The organism is Kitasatospora sp. NPDC048662 (genome assembly GCF_055587065.1).
The window spans coordinates 167358-184747 of sequence record NZ_JBVJHA010000007.1; the positions used below are offsets into that span (position 1 = coordinate 167358).

Annotated in this window: 13 protein-coding genes and 3 tRNA genes; 9 read left to right on the forward strand and 7 right to left on the reverse strand. The window is 72.9% G+C overall.

Going from position 1 to position 17390, the window contains the following annotated elements; genetic code table 11:
* Positions 1-95 precede the first annotated feature (95 nt).
* Entirely contained in the window at positions 96-1838 is a 1743-nt protein-coding gene (locus ACZ6R9_RS21040; RefSeq protein WP_465539559.1) for a hypothetical protein, read from the forward strand.
* Between the two features lie 60 nt (positions 1839-1898).
* Here the strand turns inward: ACZ6R9_RS21040 and ACZ6R9_RS21045 are convergent, their stop codons facing one another.
* Together ACZ6R9_RS21045 and ACZ6R9_RS21050 are read right to left on the reverse strand one after the other, a co-directional pair.
* Positions 1899-3287 (reverse strand): MFS transporter, encoded by a 1389-nt coding sequence (locus tag ACZ6R9_RS21045; protein ID WP_465539560.1) that lies wholly within the window; start codon positions 3285-3287, stop codon positions 1899-1901.
* A complete protein-coding gene (locus ACZ6R9_RS21050) occupies positions 3284-3907 on the reverse strand; it encodes a helix-turn-helix domain-containing protein (protein WP_465539562.1) in 624 nt (207 codons plus the stop codon). The genes ACZ6R9_RS21045 and ACZ6R9_RS21050 overlap by 4 nt, the downstream gene beginning before the upstream one ends.
* A 137-nt stretch (positions 3908-4044) precedes the next feature.
* Between ACZ6R9_RS21050 and ACZ6R9_RS21055 the strand changes: the two genes are divergently transcribed.
* The 3 genes from ACZ6R9_RS21055 (at position 4045) to ACZ6R9_RS21065 (ending at position 8673) form a co-directional block, all read left to right on the forward strand.
* The gene (locus tag ACZ6R9_RS21055) at positions 4045-5319 is read left to right on the forward strand and encodes a deoxyguanosinetriphosphate triphosphohydrolase (protein WP_465539564.1); all 1275 of its coding nucleotides are present in this window, start codon (positions 4045-4047) and stop codon (positions 5317-5319) included.
* A gap of 76 nt (positions 5320-5395) precedes the next feature.
* Entirely contained in the window at positions 5396-7306 is a 1911-nt protein-coding gene (gene dnaG, locus ACZ6R9_RS21060) for a DNA primase (RefSeq protein ID WP_465539566.1), read from the forward strand.
* Positions 7307-7494: 188 nt separating this feature from the next.
* Positions 7495-8673 (forward strand): RNA polymerase sigma factor, encoded by a 1179-nt coding sequence (locus ACZ6R9_RS21065; protein ID WP_465539568.1) that lies wholly within the window; start codon positions 7495-7497, stop codon positions 8671-8673.
* A 19-nt stretch (positions 8674-8692) separates the two neighbouring features.
* Here the strand turns inward: ACZ6R9_RS21065 and ACZ6R9_RS21070 are convergent, their stop codons facing one another.
* The 3 genes from ACZ6R9_RS21070 to ACZ6R9_RS21080 form a co-directional block, all read right to left on the reverse strand.
* Positions 8693-10105 carry a glutamate decarboxylase gene (locus ACZ6R9_RS21070; protein WP_380483210.1) on the reverse strand — a complete coding sequence of 471 codons (1413 nt, stop codon included), beginning with the start codon at positions 10103-10105 and terminating at the stop codon, positions 8693-8695.
* A gap of 99 nt (positions 10106-10204) precedes the next feature.
* Positions 10205-11644, reverse strand: a complete 1440-nt coding sequence (locus ACZ6R9_RS21075; protein WP_380483208.1) for an FGGY family carbohydrate kinase — start codon at positions 11642-11644, stop codon at positions 10205-10207.
* 164 nt (positions 11645-11808) lie between these two features.
* Entirely contained in the window at positions 11809-12081 is a 273-nt protein-coding gene (locus tag ACZ6R9_RS21080) for a hypothetical protein (RefSeq protein ID WP_380483206.1), read from the reverse strand.
* A gap of 322 nt (positions 12082-12403) precedes the next feature.
* Here ACZ6R9_RS21080 and ACZ6R9_RS21085 point away from each other — a divergent pair.
* Both ACZ6R9_RS21085 and ACZ6R9_RS21090 read left to right on the forward strand, forming a co-directional pair.
* Positions 12404-12476, forward strand: a tRNA-Asn gene (locus ACZ6R9_RS21085).
* A 5-nt stretch (positions 12477-12481) separates the two neighbouring features.
* Positions 12482-12554: transfer RNA gene (locus tag ACZ6R9_RS21090), tRNA-Asn, on the forward strand.
* A 120-nt stretch (positions 12555-12674) separates the two neighbouring features.
* On the opposite strand, the gene ACZ6R9_RS21095 is transcribed toward ACZ6R9_RS21090, so the two are convergent.
* Positions 12675-13436, reverse strand: coding sequence for a trypsin-like serine peptidase (locus tag ACZ6R9_RS21095; protein WP_465539570.1), 762 nt, complete (start codon positions 13434-13436; stop codon positions 12675-12677).
* Between the two features lie 730 nt (positions 13437-14166).
* On the opposite strand from ACZ6R9_RS21095, the gene ACZ6R9_RS21100 reads away from it, so the two are divergent.
* Both ACZ6R9_RS21100 and ACZ6R9_RS21105 read left to right on the forward strand, forming a co-directional pair.
* A tRNA-Ile gene (locus ACZ6R9_RS21100) sits at positions 14167-14240 on the forward strand.
* Positions 14241-14690: 450 nt separating this feature from the next.
* A complete protein-coding gene (locus ACZ6R9_RS21105; RefSeq protein WP_465539572.1) occupies positions 14691-15317 on the forward strand; it encodes an ankyrin repeat domain-containing protein in 627 nt (208 codons plus the stop codon).
* 41 nt (positions 15318-15358) lie between these two features.
* On the opposite strand, the gene pdxR is transcribed toward ACZ6R9_RS21105, so the two are convergent.
* Positions 15359-16840 (reverse strand): MocR-like pyridoxine biosynthesis transcription factor PdxR, encoded by a 1482-nt coding sequence (gene pdxR / locus ACZ6R9_RS21110; RefSeq protein WP_465539574.1) that lies wholly within the window; start codon positions 16838-16840, stop codon positions 15359-15361.
* Between the two features lie 46 nt (positions 16841-16886).
* Between pdxR and ACZ6R9_RS21115 the strand changes: the two genes are divergently transcribed.
* Positions 16887-17339, forward strand: a complete 453-nt coding sequence (locus tag ACZ6R9_RS21115; protein ID WP_380483199.1) for a carboxymuconolactone decarboxylase family protein — start codon at positions 16887-16889, stop codon at positions 17337-17339.
* Positions 17340-17390 lie beyond the last annotated feature (51 nt).

The window sequence follows — 17390 nt, forward strand, 5'->3', positions numbered from 1 at the left end:
CCGAAGAACTCGGTACGACGGGGTGTCGGAATGCGTACCCTGCACGCAGAGGGACGGATTCGAAGATCCGCTCCGAGTCCGGCCGGGGAGCTGGCATGGCAGTTGACGTGCGGGTGAGGGGACGTGCCGCCCACTCCGCGGTGCTGCGCGAACTGCTCCTGCTCTGGGAGGCGGCCCGCCGGGCCGGAGGTCGGACGATCACTCAGAAACACCTGGCCCGGCTGGGCGGGATCGGCCCGTCCACCCTCAACGGGTGGCTGTCCGGGCGTTCCGTGCCCCGCGAGATCGACCGGCTGACCATCGTGGCAGGGGAGTTGGCCCGTGCCGCCGGCCGCCCGGTACGGCAGGCCCGCTACTGGGCCGCCCTGCGGGACGCCGACCGGGCCCAGCACAGTTCGGGCGCGATGAGGCCGGGCCAATCCGGGCGGAAGGCGGCACCGGACGCCCGGTCGGCGGCCGACGGCCATCCCGAGGCACCCGCAGCCCGCGCCGGAATCTTTGCGGCGACCGGGAGAACGGACCAGGCGATCGCCTGGTGGGAACGCGCGTGGGAACAGGGGGTCACCACGGTGCACGAGGCAGCAGACGTATGGGAGACGGCGGGCCGGATCAACGAGGCGGCCGCCTGCTACGAACGGGCCGCGTCCGACGGCGACGAGACGGCCCGGCACGAGACCGCAGCGCTGTTCGCCGGACACGGTCAGTACAGCGTTCTGCCCTGGTACGCGAACATCGGCGACCATCAGGCGCTGCGCGAGCGCGGCGAACAGTGCGAGCGGGAGGGTGACCTGGCCGGGGCGCTGAACTGGTACCGCCAGTCTGCCGAGGCAGGTAGCGAGGCGGCACTGTTCCAGGCGGCCGACATGCTGGAACGGAACGGCGGCCGGGACCGGGCGGTGCACTGGTACGAGCTCGCCGCCAAGCGGGGCGACACCTACGCGATGCGTGAACTCGGCCGACTGCTGGGTGAACTCGGCCGGTGGCAGGGGTCCGTCAGCTGGTACCGCGCCGCCGCCAGGGCGGGCGACAGGCGGGTACTGCCCGAGGCGGTCCGCGTGGTGGAGCAGCTCGACCGACGGTCGGCCACGGCCTCCGACCGGCCTCGTTCCCACCCCCGCACCCACCCGCTCCCCGCTCCGGCCGAAGACGCCGAGGCGAGCGCCGCGCGGTTGCTCGATGCGGTGGAACTGTTGAAGGACGGCGGCCGGTACTTCGAAGCGAACCTGCTGCAGAGCTTGGCGGAGCGATCCGTACAGGCCAGGTTGCGTGAGGCGTCCCGGATGCTGTCCGGTTCCGTGAATACGGACGCGGCCATCGAGTGGGTGCAGAGGTTCGCCGACGCCGGAGACCGGCAGGCCGTCTCGGAAGCGGCCGAGATGCTGGAGTACCGGGGCCGGATCGAGGAGGCACTCGACTGGTACGCGAGGGCCGCCGACGTAGGCGACCGGGACGCCCTGCTGGCGGCCGCCCGCATGCTGGCCGATCGCCGTCAGACCGAGCGCGCCCTGGAGTGGTACCGGCGGGCCGAGGAGGCGGGGGTGCCGTTGGCACACGGTGAGGCGATGATGCTGCGCCAGCAGGAGGACGGGGCCGAAGGGGAAGCCGCCCGGCGGTGCAGCGGGCGGAACCCGCAGGCGCTGCCCGCCACGCCCGCCGGGCCCGCCACGCCTGCCGGGCCTGCCGTGCCGGCGGTGCCCATCCAGCGGGGGCAGCTTCCGGGGGAGACCGGCAGCCCCCGTCCCGAGGTCGCGCCGGTCGCACCCACGGCACCCGCGCCGACCACCCGCTGCGCGCGTATCCCCCGTCAGCCGACCGCTTCCGGTCGGGCAAAGAACTGACCAGCTGCCACCGTCGATCCGTCAGGTCGCTGCGAGGAGATGCGGGGAGGTGAGGGAAGGTCAGCCCGCGCAGGCGGGTGTTGCGGGCCGGTCGGCGGTGTCCAGCGGTCGGCGCTCGGTGGGCAGTTCGCGGACGCGGCGCATCGGGGAGCACCAGAGGATCAGCGCTGCCAGCGGTACGCCGATGGTCATCAGCCACATCGCGGGGCGCACGCCCAGCTGGGTGCCGAGGAAGCCGGCCAGTACGGCGCCGAGCGGGATGGAGCCGAAGTTGAGCACCGCGCTGCTGGCGGAGAGCCGACCGAGCAGCTCCGGCGGGCAGTAGCGCTGCTGGAAGGTCGACTTGATGACGTTGCCCGCGACGACGCCTGCGGAGGCGCCGAAGCCGCCGATCAGGTACCAGCCCAGTCCGAGGCCCCGACCGGTGAGCGGGATGAGGACGGTCAGGGCGGGCAGGACGAGTTCGAGTATCAGCATGGCGCGGGAGGTGCCGAGCCGGGCGGCGACCCGGCGGGCGAAGGCCGCACCGACGATGCCGCCGGTGGAGGCCAGACCGACCAGCAGGCCGACGGTGCCCTCGGCGATGCCGACCTCGCGGATCAGGAAGACCACCAGCAGGGACTGGTAGCCCGTCAGCACCAGGTTGGAGGTGGCGCCGAACAGGGCGAAGGTACGGAACCAGACGTCGGAGCCGAGGAGCCGCAGTCCTTCGCCGATCTCCTTGCGCAGCGCCCGGCGCGGCCGGTCGGCGCGACCGGTCTCGCGGTGGCCGATCCGGGCGGTGCACCAGAGCGAGAGCAGGAACGTCGCGGTGTTGGCGAGCAGTCCGTTGACCGGTCCGGCGAGCTGGGCGATCAGGCCGCCGCTGCCGAGTCCGACGATGCCCGCCGCGGAGGCGCTGCCGTGCAGTTTGGCGTTGCCCTCGGGCTGGTCCGCAGGGTCGAGCAGCTGCGGCAGGTACGCGGTGTACGCGGTTTGGAAGAACACCCCGGCGGCCCCGGCGAGCAGCGCCACGGCCAGCAGGTGCCACAGGGTGAGCGCCCCGGCGAGGGCGGCCAGCGGGACGGTGGCGTACAGGACCAGCGAGACGGCGGTCGCGGTGAGCATGATCGGGCGGGCGCGCAGCCGGTCCACCCACACCCCGGCGGGCAGGCCGATCAGCAGCCAGGGCAGCCAGCCCGCCGCGCCGAGCAGGCCGACCTGGAAGGTGCTGGCGTGCAGGGTGCTGACCGCGATCAGCGGCAGGGCCAGGCCGGTGACGGCGGAGCCGTACTTGTTGGCGGTCTCGCCGATCCACAGTAGCCGGAAGTCGCGGTGGCGCCGCAGCAGCCCGACGCGGCGGCGGTCGGTCGGGTCGGCTAAGGCGGACCCCGGGCGACAGGACCCGGCAGCGACCGGCTCCGCGACCGGCTCGGCTGGGTGGGACTCGGTGGAGGCGGTCGAGGTCATGGCCGGTCGGGTTCCTTTCGGGGCAGTACCTGGATCTGGACGATGGCCGGTCGCGCCTCGGGGTCGAGGGCGGCGTCCCGGTCGGGGGTGTGACGGGCGACGACGGCGGCCAGTTCGTCGCCGAGAGCCTGGAGCTGGGCGGGCGTCAGGCGGAGGTTGCTCCAGTCGCTCACGAGGCCCGCGTTGCGCCAGTCGCCCTCCCACTCGGCGGCCAGCGAGTCCGCGACCCGCTGGTACTGACGGCGCAGGTTCTCCGCCTGGTAGACGGAGACCGCCGCCTTGGCGCCGGGGTCCTGCTCGAAGTCGGTGGCGGTCAGCGTGATCGCGCCGCGCACGGCGCGCCACCAGCGCTCCCGCTTGGTGCCGCGGCCGGTCTCCTCCTCGATGAACCCGTGTTCCGCGAGGTGCCGCAGGTGCCAGCTGATGGTGCCGGTGGACTCGCCGGTGCGCTCGGCGAGCCGCGCGGACGTCGAGGGGCCGTGCAACCGGAGCTCGTCCAGCAACTGCATCCGCAGCGGATGGGCCAGTCCGCGCAGGCTGTTGGCGTCGAGTCGACGTCGCGGGGGCTCGTCCTTCGGCGCGGGGGTGGCGGGGTGTTCTTCGGGGCGGTGCTCGTTCATGACGGCAACACTAGAGTGCAGAGACTTCTCTGCATAGACCTCTTTGCAGAGAAGTCTCTGCAATTTGCCTGGGCGGCGCCCGGTGTTCGCGCGGCGCCGGTCCGAATGTCCGTCACCCGGCGTACGGTGACTGACATATGAAGACCACCACTCCGTACGATCCGCAGTCCGAGGCCCGCTGGGTGCCCGAGCCCGACAAGCGGCCCGGCCGCACAGCCTTCCAGCGTGACCGCGCCCGGGTGCTGCACTCGGCCGCGCTGCGCCGCCTGGCCGGGACGACCCAGGTGGTCGCGCCGATGCGCAGCGACTTCCCGCGTACCCGGCTCACCCACTCGCTGGAGTGCGCGCAGGTCGGCCGGGAGCTGGGCGCGGCGCTCGGCTGCGATCCGGATCTGGTGGAGACCGCCTGCCTGGCCCACGACATCGGCCACCCGCCGTTCGGCCACACCGGCGAGGAGGCGCTCGACCAGGCCGCCGCGGCCTGCGGCGGGTTCGAGGGCAACGCCCAGTCGCTGCGCATCCTGACCAGGCTGGAGCCCAAGCGCTTCGCCCCGCTCGACGAGCCCGAGGTCCGGCTCTCCCCGTGGCCCGGGCGCAGTGTCGGCCTCAACCTGACCCGGGCCGCGCTGGACGCCGCCACCAAGTACCCGTGGGCGCGCGGCGGCCACCCCACAGACCGCGCCTCCACCAAGTACGGCGTGTACGGCGACGACCTGCCGGTCTTCCGCTGGATGCGCACCGGCGCGCCGGACGGCCGCCGGTGCTTCGAGGCCACCGTGATGGACTGGTCCGACGACGTCGCGTACTCCACCCACGACGTGGAGGACGGCCTGCAGGCCGGCCACATCGACCCGGCGGCACTGCGCGCCCCGCAGGAGCGGGCCGAGCTGTTCAAGGCCGCCGAGCGGTTCGCTCCGCAGACCGGGCCGGAGGAGTTCGGCGCGGCCCTCGACCGCCTGCAGTCCGAGGACTGGTGGCCCACCTCGTACGACGGCACCGCCCGCGCCCGGGCCGGCCTCAAGGATCTCACCAGCCAGCTGATCGGCCGGTTCTGCCTGGCCGCCGAGCAGGCCACCCGGGCCCGCTACGGCCCCGGCCCGCTCACCCGGTACGCCGCCGAGCTGGTCGTCCCGCGCGAGGTCCGGTTGGAGTGCGCGGTACTCAAGGCGGTCGCCGTCCGGTACGTGATGCAGCGCGACGAGCAGGCCCAGCTGCGCTCCCGCCAGCGCGTGGTGATCGCCGAACTCGCCGACGCCCTGCTGCGCACCGCCCCGGACGGGCTGGACCCGGTGTTCGCCGCCCAGTACGCGGAGGCCGAGGACGACCGCGCCGCGCTGCGCACCGTGATCGACCAGATCGCCACCCTGACCGACGCGTCCGCCCTGGCCCTGCACGCCAAGCTGACCGGCTGAGCCCGGCCCCGAACGAGCGCTTCGGACGACCGCTTCGGGCGGCCGGTTCGTCCGAGCGCTCCCGTAGACTTTCCCAGTGGCCGGGAGGATCAGGGACGAGGATGTGCAGGCGGTGCGTGCCGCCCTGCCGATCGACGCCGTGGTCGGCGACTACGTGCAGTTGGCCAACGGCGGCGGCGCCCAGCTGAAGGGCGTGTGCCCGTTCCACGACGAGAAGTCCGCGTCGTTCTACGTGCACCCGGGCAAGGGTGTCTTCCACTGCTTCGGCTGCGGTGAGTCCGGCGACACGATCACCTTCCTGATGAAGATCGAGCACTGCTCGTTCGCGGAGGCGGTCGAGCGGATGGCCGCCCAGGCGGGCATCACCCTGCGCTACGAGGAGGGTGGCTACAGCCCCCGACACCAGCAGGGCGAGCGGACCAGGCTGATCGAGGCGCACAAGGTCGCCGCCGCCTGGTTCCAGGAGCAGCTGGCCACCCCCGAGGCGGAGATCGGCCGTCGTTTCCTCGCCGAGCGCGGTTTTGACGAGGCCGCCGCCAAGCACTTCGGGGTGGGCTACGCCCCGGTCGGCTGGGAGCACCTGGTGCGGTTCCTGCGCGGCCGCGGCTTCACCGACAAGGAGATCTCGGTCGGCGGCCTGGCCTCGCAGGGGCAGCGCGGCGGCCTGATCGACCGCTTCCGGGGCCGCCTGGTCTGGCCGATCAGGGACAGTTCGGGCGACGTGGTCGGCTTCGGCGCCCGCCGGCTGCGCGAGGACGACAACGGTCCGAAGTACCTGAACACCCCCGAGACGCCGATCTACAAGAAGTCGAACGTCCTGTACGGCATCGACCTGGCCCGCAAGGAGATCGCCAAGTCCGGCCGGGCGGTGGTGGTCGAGGGCTACACCGATGTGATGGCCTGTCACCTGGCGGGCGTCACCACGGCGGTGGCCACCTGTGGCACCGCGTTCGGCGAGGACCACATCAAGATCATCCGTCGGCTGCTGATGGACACCTCCACCTACCGCGGTGAGACGGTCTTCACCTTCGACGGTGATGCCGCCGGGCAGAAGGCCGCCCTGCGTGCCTTCGAGGACGACCAGAAGTTCGCCGCCCGCACCTCCATCGCCATCACCCCGGGCGGAATGGACCCGTGCGAGCTGCGCCTCGCCCAGGGCGACGAGGCGGTCCGCAGCCTGGTCGAGAACCCCGTCCCGCTGTTCGAGTTCGCGCTTCGCTCGGCGGTCGCCAGGCACCGGGTGGACACCGCGGAGGGCCGCGCCGCCGCGCTCGAAGAGGCCGCCGGCATCATCGTCAAGATCAAGGACCGCTCGATCCAGCACGAGTACGCCGTCCAGCTGGCCGGCATGGTCGGCATCCTGGACGAGCAGTTCGTGGTCCGCCGGATCTCCCAACTCGCCCGCTGGCAGCGGGAGAACCAGCAGAACGGCCAGCGCCGGCCGCTGCACCGCCCCGAGCCCGCCGGACAGCAGCCGGCCCGTCCGGAGCGCCCGGTGTTCCGGCTCAACCCGCGCGACCCGGCGCAGTTCGTCGAGCGCGAGCTGCTCAAACTCGCACTGCAGCACCCCGACCTGGTCAGCCCGGCCTTCGACCAGTACGGCGAGGACGAGTTCCCCACCCCGCCGTACCGGGCCGTCCGGCGCGCCATCGGCCAGGCCGGCGGCGCCGCGTACGGCGCGAGCCTGCCGGACTTCACCGCCACCGTTCGCGAGGCCAGCCCGGACGACCAGGTCCGCGGCCTGGTCACCGAACTGACCGTGGAGCCGATCCGCTCCCGCCGCAAGGCCGACGAGGTGTATGCGGGGGAGTTCCTGGTCAAGCTCCGCCTGCAGGCCGTGGACCGGCGGGTCGACGAGGTGCGCGCCCACCTGCGGCGGCTGGGCGACCGTGCCACCGCCGAGGAACTGCACCCGGTGCAGAGCGAGTTGTGGGCGCTGCAGCAGTACGGCCAGCAGCTGCGTTCCCGCGGCGCCGCCGCCCTCTGACCGCCACCCTCTGGCCGTCGCCCGACCACCCGGGACCCCTCTCACCCCCGCCCGCCCGGGGGCATCGGTGCGTGCGCCGGGTGCCGTTCGCCCGGCTCGCGGCCGCCCGCAGGTGCCCGGGCCCGCCGGGCTGGGTATCCCCTCCGGTGTGGCGCGGCACCCCCAGGCCGCGCGCGGCCCCTGGAGGGATGCCCGTGGAGCTCTCAGTCGCCCGCCCGCACCGGACCGCCCCCGCCCGGGACACCGCGATCCCACGCCGGCCCGGCCCGGCCGGCCCGCAACTCCCCACCAGCGAGCCACAGCCCGGGCCGGCGAATTCCGGAGCCGAGACCGAGCCCGTCCCCGGGGCCGAAAGCGCCCGTGAGGCCGAGGCCGCGCAGGAGCCCGACACCGAGCCCACCGCCGAGGACCTCGCCGACGAGCCCCCGGAAGCCGCCCTGGACGAGGGCGCCGGCCCGGCCGCCGACCTGCTGCGGCAGTACCTGCGCGAGATCGGCCGGATCCGGCTGCTGACGGCCGCCGAGGAGGTCGAGCTGGCCTGCCAGATCGAGGCCGGCCTGTTCGCCGAGGAGGCGCTCGACCGCACCACCCCGGGCGGGGACGAGCGGCTCACCGACGACCTGGACCGGCTGGTCGTGCTCGGCCGGATCGCCAAGCGCCGCCTGATCGAGGCCAACCTGCGGCTGGTGGTCTCGGTCGCCAAGCGCTACGTCGGCCGCGGCCTGACCCTGCTCGACCTGGTCCAGGAGGGCAACCTCGGGCTGATCCGGGCGGTGGAGAAGTTCGACTACGCCCGCGGCTACAAGTTCTCCACCTACGCGACCTGGTGGATACGTCAGGCGATGAGCCGCGCCCTCGCCGACCAGGCCCGCACCATCCGGGTGCCGGTGCACGTGGTCGAGCTGATCAACCGGGTGCTGCGGGTGCAGCGCGCCTTGCTGCAGGAGCGGGGCGTGGAGCCGACCGCCGCCGAGGTCGGGCTGGTGCTCCAACTGCCGCCGGAGCGGGTCCGGGAGATCCTCAGGCTGGCCCAGGAACCGGTCTCGCTGCACACCCCGGTCGGCGAGGAGGACGACGTGGCCCTCGGCGACCTGATCGAGGACGCCGACGCCGCCTCGCCGCCGGAGAGCGCGGCCTTCCTGCTGCTGCGCGAGCACCTGGAGGCGGTGCTGGCCATCCTCGGCGAACGCGAACGCCAGGTGGTCCAGCTCCGCTACGGCCTCGACGACGGCCGCCCCCGCACCCTGGAGGAGATCGGCCACCTGTTCGGCGTGACCAGGGAGCGGATCCGGCAGATCGAGGCGAAGACCCTCCGCAAACTTCGCGAGCACGCCTCCGCCGACCAGCTCCGCGGCTACCTGGACTGACCGGACTCCCGGCGGTCCGTCAGTGGTGGAACCCGCTGCGCTGCGGCATGCCCAGCTCGCTGAGCGGCGCGGGCTGGCGCTCCAGCTCGGGCAGCAGCCGCCGCAGGTCGCTGAGCAGCAGGTCCGCCAGGTCCCGGGTGAACCCGTTGCGGCACACCACGCGCAGCACCGCCAGATCGGTCCGTCCCTCCGGGAAGGTGTACGCGGGGACCTGCCAGCCGCGTTCGCGCAGTCGCCGGGACACGTCGAAGACGTCGAACGGGGCGTCCCCGTTCGTGGTGAAGGCGAACACCGGCAGCTGGTCGCCCCGGGTGATCAGCCGGAACGGGCCGAGCTTCTCGATCTGCCCGGCCAGGTACTCGGCGACGTCCCGGCAGGCCTGCTGCACCGCGTGGAACCCGGCGCGCCCGAGCCGCAGGAAGGTGTAGTACTGGGCGACCACCTCCGAGCCCGGCCGGGAGAAGTTCAGTGCGAAGGTCGGCATGTCGCCGCCCAGGTAGTTGACCTTGAACACCAACTCCTCGGGTAGCGCCTCGCCGTCCCGCCACAGCGCCCAGCCGACCCCGGGGTACACCAGTCCGTACTTGTGACCGCTCGTGTTGATCGAGGCCACCCGGGGAAGCCGGAAGTCCCACCTCAGGTCCGGGTCGAGGAACGGCGCGACCATGCCGCCGGACGCGGCGTCCACGTGCACCGGGATGTCGAGCCCGGTGCGCTGCTGGAGGCCGTCCAGCGCGGCGCAGATCTCGGCGATCGGCTCGTACGAGCCGTCGAAGGTGGAGCCGAGGATGCCGACCACGCCGATGGTGTTTTCGTCGCAGTGCGCCACGGCCTGATCGGCGGTCAGGTGGAAGCGGTCGCCCTCCATCGGGACCAGCCGCGCCTCGACCTCCCAGAAGTTGCAGAACTTCTCCCAGCAGACCTGCACGTTGACGCCCATCACCAGGTTGGGCCGCGCCCCGGCCGCGTACCGGTCGGCGTTGCGGCGCATCCAGCGCCGCTTGAGCGCCATTCCGGCGAGCATGCAGGCCTCGCTGGAGCCGGTGGTGGAGCAGCCCACCGCCGCACCGGGATCGGGTGCGTGCCACAGATCGGCGAGGATCGCCACGCAGCGCCGCTCCAGTTCCGCGGTCTGCGGGTACTCGTCCTTGTCGATCATGTTCTTGTCGCGGCACTCGCCCATCAGCCGGTCCGCGTATTCGTCCATCTGCGTGGTGACGAAGGTCGCCAGGTTGAGCTTGGCGTTGCCGTCCAGCATCAGTTCGTCGTGGATCAGCTGGTACGCGACGGAAGGCGGGATCGGGATCTTGGGCAGCTGGTGCAGCGGCGGGGCCACTTGCATCGCGCCCAGCGGGTCGGTCAGTACGTGCAGCGGACTGAACGGCAGCCGACGGTCGTCGTGCTCGTGTCCCTGCCCCTTGTGCAATGCCATGACGAACCGTCCCTCCAGTCGTGGAGCCCCCAACGTTGCCACCCCGCCGGGCCTGACGCATCCTCAGCGACGCTTCGACGGGCTGGTGCGGACGGTCCGTCAGGAAGTAGCGGCGGTCTCCGGGTGGAACTGCTCGCGCACCGCCGCGTACTGCTGGCGCACCGCGTTGCCGACCGCCAGGTCGTGCTCCTGATCGGGGTTGAGCAGGGTGACGTCCGGCAGTTCCCAGTGCGGGGGCTCGGCCGTCCCGGCGAGCGCCCAGGCGGCCTGGCGGGCCGCGCCGCGCGCCGCGTGGTCGCCGCGCGGCGGCACCACCACGGGCAGCCCGAACACCAGCGGGGCTATCTGCTGCACGGCGGGCAACCGGCCGGCCGTCCCCAGCAGGAACACCCGGTTCACCGCGACGCCGTGCCCGCGCAGCACGTCCAGCGCCTCGGCCAGGTTGCACAGCATGCCTTCGACGGCGGCCCGCGCCACGTGCTGCGGCGCCATCGACTCGGCCCGCAGCCCGGTCAGGGTGCCCGCCGCCTGCGGCAGCTTCGGGGTGCGCTCGCCGTCCAGGTAGGGCAGGAAGACCATCCCGTACGCGCCCGGCGAGGACTGCAGGGCCAGCTCCGACAGACCCTCCAGGTCGGTGCCGAGCATCGCGGCCGTGGAGCGCAGCACCTGCGCGGCGTTCAGCGTCGCCACCATCGGCAGGTGCCGGCCGGTGGCGTCCGCGAACGAGGACACCAGGCCGGAGGGGTCGACCACCGCCCGGTCGTGCACTGCGAAGATCGTGCCGTTGCCGCCCAGCGACACCACCGCGTCGCCCGGGCCCAGCCCGAGGCCCAGCGAGGCCGCCATGTTCTCGCCGGTGCCGGCCGAGATCAGCAGCCCCTCGGGGGTGTGCCCGGCGGGCTCGGCCGGGCCGAGCACGTCCGGGACCTTCAGCTCGTGGCCGAACGCCAGTTTGATCAGGTCCTGCCGGTACTCGCCGGTGATCGGCGACCAGTAGCCGGTGCCGGAGGCGTCGCCGCGGTCCGTGGTGCGCCGCCGGGCACCGCCCAGCAACTGGGAGACCAGCCAGTCGTGCGGCAGCAGCACCTCGGCGATCCGCTGCGCCGACACCGGCTCGAATTCGGCCAGCCAGCGCAGCTTGGCGATGGTGTACGTGGGGCCCGGCACCGCGCCGATCGCCTCCACCCAGGGCTCCGCCCCGCCGAGCGCGTCCAGCAGCGCGGCCGCCGAGCCCGCCGAGCGCGGGTCGTTCCACAGCAGCGCGGGCCGCACCAGCACGCCGCCGGCGTCCAGGCCGATCAGCCCGTGCTGCTGGGCGGACACCCCGATCGCCCGGACGCCCTCCAGCAGGCCCCCGGCGGCGGCGTCGCCGAGCGAGTGCAGCCAGGTCTGCGGATCGACCTCGGTGGAGCGGGCGTCATCGCCCTCGGGCAGCGGATGGGGGGCCCGGCCCTGCCGCAGCACGGCGCCGGTGTCGGCGTCGCACGCGACGATCCGGGTGCGAGTGGTGGAGCTGTCGATGCCCGCGACGATGGCCATGCCGAGATCATGCCGCAGTCGGCGGCCGGGGCGGGCCCGACTGCCGCAAGTGTTGCCCAGTCGGTACCGGAACCAGCCCCACCGCCGACCCTCCGTGCCTGGTCGGAGGCGTTCCGTGCCGACCGGAGACGTTCACTGCGATCAGGACGACGTGATCAGGATGCTCAGGGGCGGACGGTGCCCCAGCCGTCGTCCTCACCCTGGTGCTTCGCGAAGTACGGGACGCGTTCGGTCAGCGCGTTCGGCAGCTTCTCCCCGACCTTGTCGGCCACCGCCCCGGCGGCCTTCCCGGCCACCGCGCCCGCCTGCTGCTTGGCCTTGCCGGCCGCTTCCTGCACCCGCGGGTTCTCCCGCAGCTGGCGGGCCGCACCGGCCAGCTGGTCGTACCGTTCCCGCCCGGCCCGGGTACCGAGGACGTACCCGATCCCGATGCCCACGATCAACGACACCTTCCACATGCCCTGGTTCCACCCTTCGTCGCCGCGCGATTGTGTGCCGCGTCTACCCGTCCGGCCGGGCCGTGAACCGCCCTGCCGGTGGCGGGTCCGGGCCAGCCGGAGCCACCGTGCACCAGCATCCCCGTCCGCACCGTGCGGCGCGCGCGGGGCACGCCGGACCGGCCCGCGGCCGAGGTGGGGGAGGCCGCTGCCGAAAGCGATTGGCGGAACACCCCCCTGAGTGCGCTAATGTATGTCCCGCAGCGAGCACCGTGGGCCCCGGGGAGATCCGGAGACCGGGGTGGGCGAGGCGGAAGCACGATCCTCCATAGCTCAATTGGCAGAGCAGCCGACTGTTAATCGGCAGGTTATTGGTTCGAGTCCAATTGGAGGAGCGCGGTCCCCCATAGCTCAATTGGCAGAGCAGCCGACTGTTAATCGGCAGGTTATTGGTTCGAGTCCAATTGGGGGAGCTTCACCGGATTTCACGGTGATCAGTACAGAGCGAAGGCCCTTCGGTGATACCGAGGGGCTTTCGTGTTTTCCCGCGCTTCCCAGGGCCCCGGGGGCGCGCCCGGTGACCCTGGGGGTGATCAGCCGCCGCCGGCCTGCCGGTAGAGGTCGGCGAGGCGGTCGCCGAACGCGACGCTGTAGGAGACCTCCGGGCTGTTCCCGCCCTGCTGGTAACCCCCTATGACACCGACCACCTGACCCTGCTCGGTCACCCAGGGGCTGCCGCTGGTGCCGTCGGTGAATCCGGAGCAGTCGAAGCGCTGCTGGGTGTTGCTGCGCGAGGTGGTGAGGCCCTCGCAGGTAATCGGGGACACGGCGTTGTTGGGGTAGCCGGTGACGGTGACGTTCAGCCCGAAGCCGAGCCCGGTGGCGAGGGTGTAGGCGCCCATCACGTCCTCGATCTGTCGGCCGTGCACCGCGTCGAGGGTGAGGAACGCCACGTCGTACCCTTCGTTCTCGTCCGGCCCCCAGCGCGGGTCCACCAGCACCGCGTTGACCGGCCAACTCCCGTACGGGGCGCGCTGGTCGCGGTAGCCGGGCGCGAACACCAGGCCGTCCAGCGGGATGCCGTGCGGGGCCGCGCAGTGGGCGGCGGTGATCAGCAGGTTGTGGCTCCGGCTGTGCACCACGGCGGCTGTGCACGCCCGCATGCCGTCGATGTCGTCCACGAACAACGGCCCGATCCGGTTGCCCAGCGGACCAGCGGGGGCGGGCCGGGCGGTCGGACGGTCGCGGTCCGGCCCGGCGGAATCGCAGCCGGTCGCGGCCGCCCCCAGCAGGAGCAGCAGCGCACAGGCCGCGGCGGCCGGGCCGCTGCCGGTTCGGGGAGAGGTGCGCGGCACCGTCACTCGCTTCCGCTCGACGGGCCCGCCCGGGGGTGCCGGGCGGAGGATGCAGCAAGATCTACCAGGGGCCGCACGACACCGGCAACCGCCTCGGCGGCGGGCCGCCCGACTGGGTGCCAGGAACGCTGGGACGCCCGCGCGTGGAACGCGACGGCAGGGCGTGACCGGGCCGCCGGGCGCCTGGCGGGGCGTCATTGACGTGGTGGCTCTCGCGAACGCCAGATCCGTGCGGGAGGTGTCATGGCGGAGCCGATCACGCAACGCGCCGTCGTTGCGATCGGGTTTCGGGGATGCCGACAGCGTAGATGGTGCGGAAGCGGTCGCCGTCCAGGGCGTGCGCGAACACCGCCACACCCGGCTGTTCAGTGGCAGCCGATGGCACGGGGCGCCCGGGCGCGACTGCCGAGTGCCGTCCGTGGCCGGCCCCGGTTCCGGCCGTGCTCGGCGGGGCGAGGGTGCCCGCTCCCGCCCGCCGCCGACCCGATGATCATGCGTCACGCGCGGCGTGGTGCCGCCGCCTCTCCGCTGCTGTCTACTCGTCGGAGTGTCCACCGGACGGGTGCGACCGGGGCCACGAATGGGCGGCGCGGAAGGGTCGGGAGCGGGCGGACCCGGATGCGCCCCCGGCGCGCACCAGGGGTGACCGACCGGCTATGCTGCCGGGGGCGTCCCTGAGGGGCCGTCTACTGCTGCCGGGCCGCGTGTCGGCCCCGGCGGGTCGAGTCGGGGGGCGGTAGCTCAGCCGGTTAGAGCAGGGGACTCATAATCCCTTGGTCGTGGGTTCGAGTCCCACCCGCCCTACCTCGGCCGCTGACCGACCGTCAGTCGGTGGGGCCCTTGACCTGGTGAAACGCCCAGGCTGCCACGGAAACTGTAGAGCACCGGCGCGTTGGACGGCCTGCTCCCACGCCGAGATTCACCCTTCGGGGGACATTGCGCGGCCGTTGTACGGCGTCTGCACAGCTTTCGCCCGGTAGGGCGACCCCTCCTGATCTGTGCTCGGCCAACCCTCGGCCCGGCCCGGTGCTTCCTCCCGGCGGCCTGCGGAGCCGCTGGCGTTCTTCCCCGCTCCGGCCGGCATCGACCGATCGGATGATGCCGGGGTCAGCCGAAAAGCTCGCCAGCACTGGCCGGTTCGCCGACGAATCGAGGTGGGGGACGGGGCAAATATCAGGTGGACCGGGTTTTCGCCCCACACCGTGTCTGTCGAGGCATTCCGTGCTGTATCTGCCGTCCCTCAGGAGGACCGTGATGACGACCGCAATCGACCAGCGTCTGCTCGGTGCTGCCCACACCGGCGACGTCGCCGCCGTCAGGGCCGCCCTGGCCGCCGGCGCGAATCTGGAGGCGCGCGATCCGCAGGGGCGGACGGCGCTGCTGACGGCCGCGCTCGCCGACCAGGTGGCCGTCGCCGAGTTCCTGGTCGCGGCGGGAGCGGATCCGGATGCGCAGGACGATCGGAAGGACAGCCCATGGCTGGTCACCGGCGTCACCGGCAGTGTCGCCATGATGCGGGCCCTGCTGGTCGCCGGGCCGGATTTCGGGCTGACCAACCGGTTCGGCGGCGTCAGCCTGATACCGGCCGCCGAGCGCGGCCATGTCGCCTACGTGCAGGCGGTGTTGGCGGAGACCGACCTCGATGTCGACCACGTCAACCGCCTGGGGTGGACGGCCCTGCTGGAGGCCGTGATCCTCGGCGACGGCGGCCGTCCGCACACCGAGATCGTCCGCCTGCTGCTCGCAGCGGGCGCCGACCCGCAGCTCGCCGACGCCGACGGCGTGACGGCGCTCCAGCACGCCGAGCGTCGCGGCTTCAACGGCATCGCCGCCCTGCTGCGCGCAGCCACATCCGATTCGTGGAAGGGAGAAACCTCGTGATCGTTCGTCGATGGCACACCGCACCGCTTCCTGCCCGCCGATCATCCGCGGGGGAGTGCGGTGAGGGCCTGACAGAGGGCGTCCAGAGCGGCAGGGAAGGCGTGGTCGGGCGGGGTGGCGTAGCCGATCACCAGGCCGTCGAGGAGTGGCATGGTGCTGTCGGGGTGGCGGTAGGCACGCAGCCCCTCCAGGGCCAGGCCGATTCGGCGAGCGGTGCCGAGGGCCAACGGCTCGGTGTGTTCGGGGAGTTCGAGGACGGCGTGCAGCCCGGCGGCGATGCCGCTGACCCGGATGTCCGGGGTGCGGTCGGCCAGAGTGCGGACCATCAGGTCGCGGCGGTGGCGGTAGCGGCGGCGCATCCGGCGCAGGTGGCGGTCGTAGGCACCGTGGGCGAGGAAGTCGGCCAGGGTGAGTTGGTCGATCACCCCGGAGGTCAGCTCGCGGGCGCCCTTGGCGGCGAGCACCGGCTCGACCAGCGCAGCGGGCAGCACCATCCAGCCGAGCCGCAGCGCGGGGGAGAGGCTCTTGCTGGTGGAGCCGAGGTAGACCACGTGCTCGGGGTCGAGGCCCTGGACGGCGCCGATCGGCTGGCGGTCGTAGCGGAACTCGCCGTCGTAATCGTCCTCCAGCAGCAGTCCGCCGTGCGCGCGGGCCCAGTCGACCGCCAGGGCTCGGCGCTCGGCGTGCAGCGGACCGCCGGTGGGGAACTGGTGGGCGGGCGTGAGCAGGGCGGCCCGTGCGTCGGTGGCGGCCAGCTCGGCGGTGCGGGCCCCGGCCCGGTCGACGCCGATCGGGAGGGTGCGGCGGCCCGCCTCCGCCAGCAGGCCGCGGTGGAAGGCCAGACCGTACGCCTCGACCGCGACGGGCCCGTCCAGGATGCCGCCCAGCAGGCGCAAGGCGTGGGCGAAGCCGGCGCAGACCACGATCCGGTCGGGGTCGGTGCGGACGCCGCGGGAGCGGGCCAGGTACTCGGCCAGTGCGGTACGCAGTTCGGGCCGCCCGCGCGGGTCGCCGACACCGAAGGCGTCGTTGGGCGCGGCGGAGACGGCCCGGCGGGCGGAGGCCAGCCAGTCGGCGCGCGGAAACGCCGAGGCGTCGGGCGAGGACGGCATCAGGTCGTGGACGACCGGCCGGGCGGCCGTCCGGCGAACGAGGGCGTCCCGGCCGATGGGCAGCGGTGCGGCCCGGTGGGCGACCCGGGTACCGGAGCCCTGGCGGGCCGACAGCCGCCCCTCGGCGACGAGTTCGGCGTACGCGTCCGCCACCGTGTTGCGGGCGATGCCCAGGTCGCGGGCGAGGCTGCGGTACGGGGGCAGGCGGGTGCCGGGGGCGAGCCGCCCGGAGTCGACGGCCTCGCGCAACGCCTGCATCAGTTGGGCACGTCGACTGCCGCGGCCGGAGAGCTCCAGGAACAGGTCGGTGCCGAGCGGCCCGGCGGGCGCGACGGACGGGAAGTCGGCCGACGACTCGACCGGGGATCCGGAGGGGGATCCGACCGAGGAATTGACCCATGCTTCTGCCACGGAAATGCACCCTATCCTCGGTCGATCGGCGCCCTACGGTTGAGTCATGACAACGTTTCAGGTACCGCAGCGCATGAACTTCTCCGCCGTCGCCCCCAAGGTGTTCAAGGCCGTCCTGGCCCTCGACGCGGCCGCCCGCGAGGGGCTGGACCCGGAGTTGCTGGAGCTGGTGCAGATCCGGGTCGCGCAGGTCAACAAGTGCGCGTACTGCATCGGGTACCACACCGTGGACGCCCGGAAGGCCGGGGAGAGCGAGGAGCGGATCTACCAGCTGACGGCGTGGGAGGAGTCCAGCCTGTTCACCGAGAAGGAGCGGGCGGCGCTGGCCCTCGCGGAGGCGGTCACGCTGCTGCCCTCCGGCGTCTCGGACGAGGTGTACGAGGAGGCGGCGAAGCACTTCGAGGAGCGCGAAATGGCGCAGCTGATCGCCCTGGTGTTCACGGCCAACGCGTGGAACCGGATGAACGTCACCACCCGCAAGACGCCCGGCACGCTCTGACAGGACGCCTGCGCGGCAGGACGGCCAGGGACCGACGGACGCCCGCCGGCC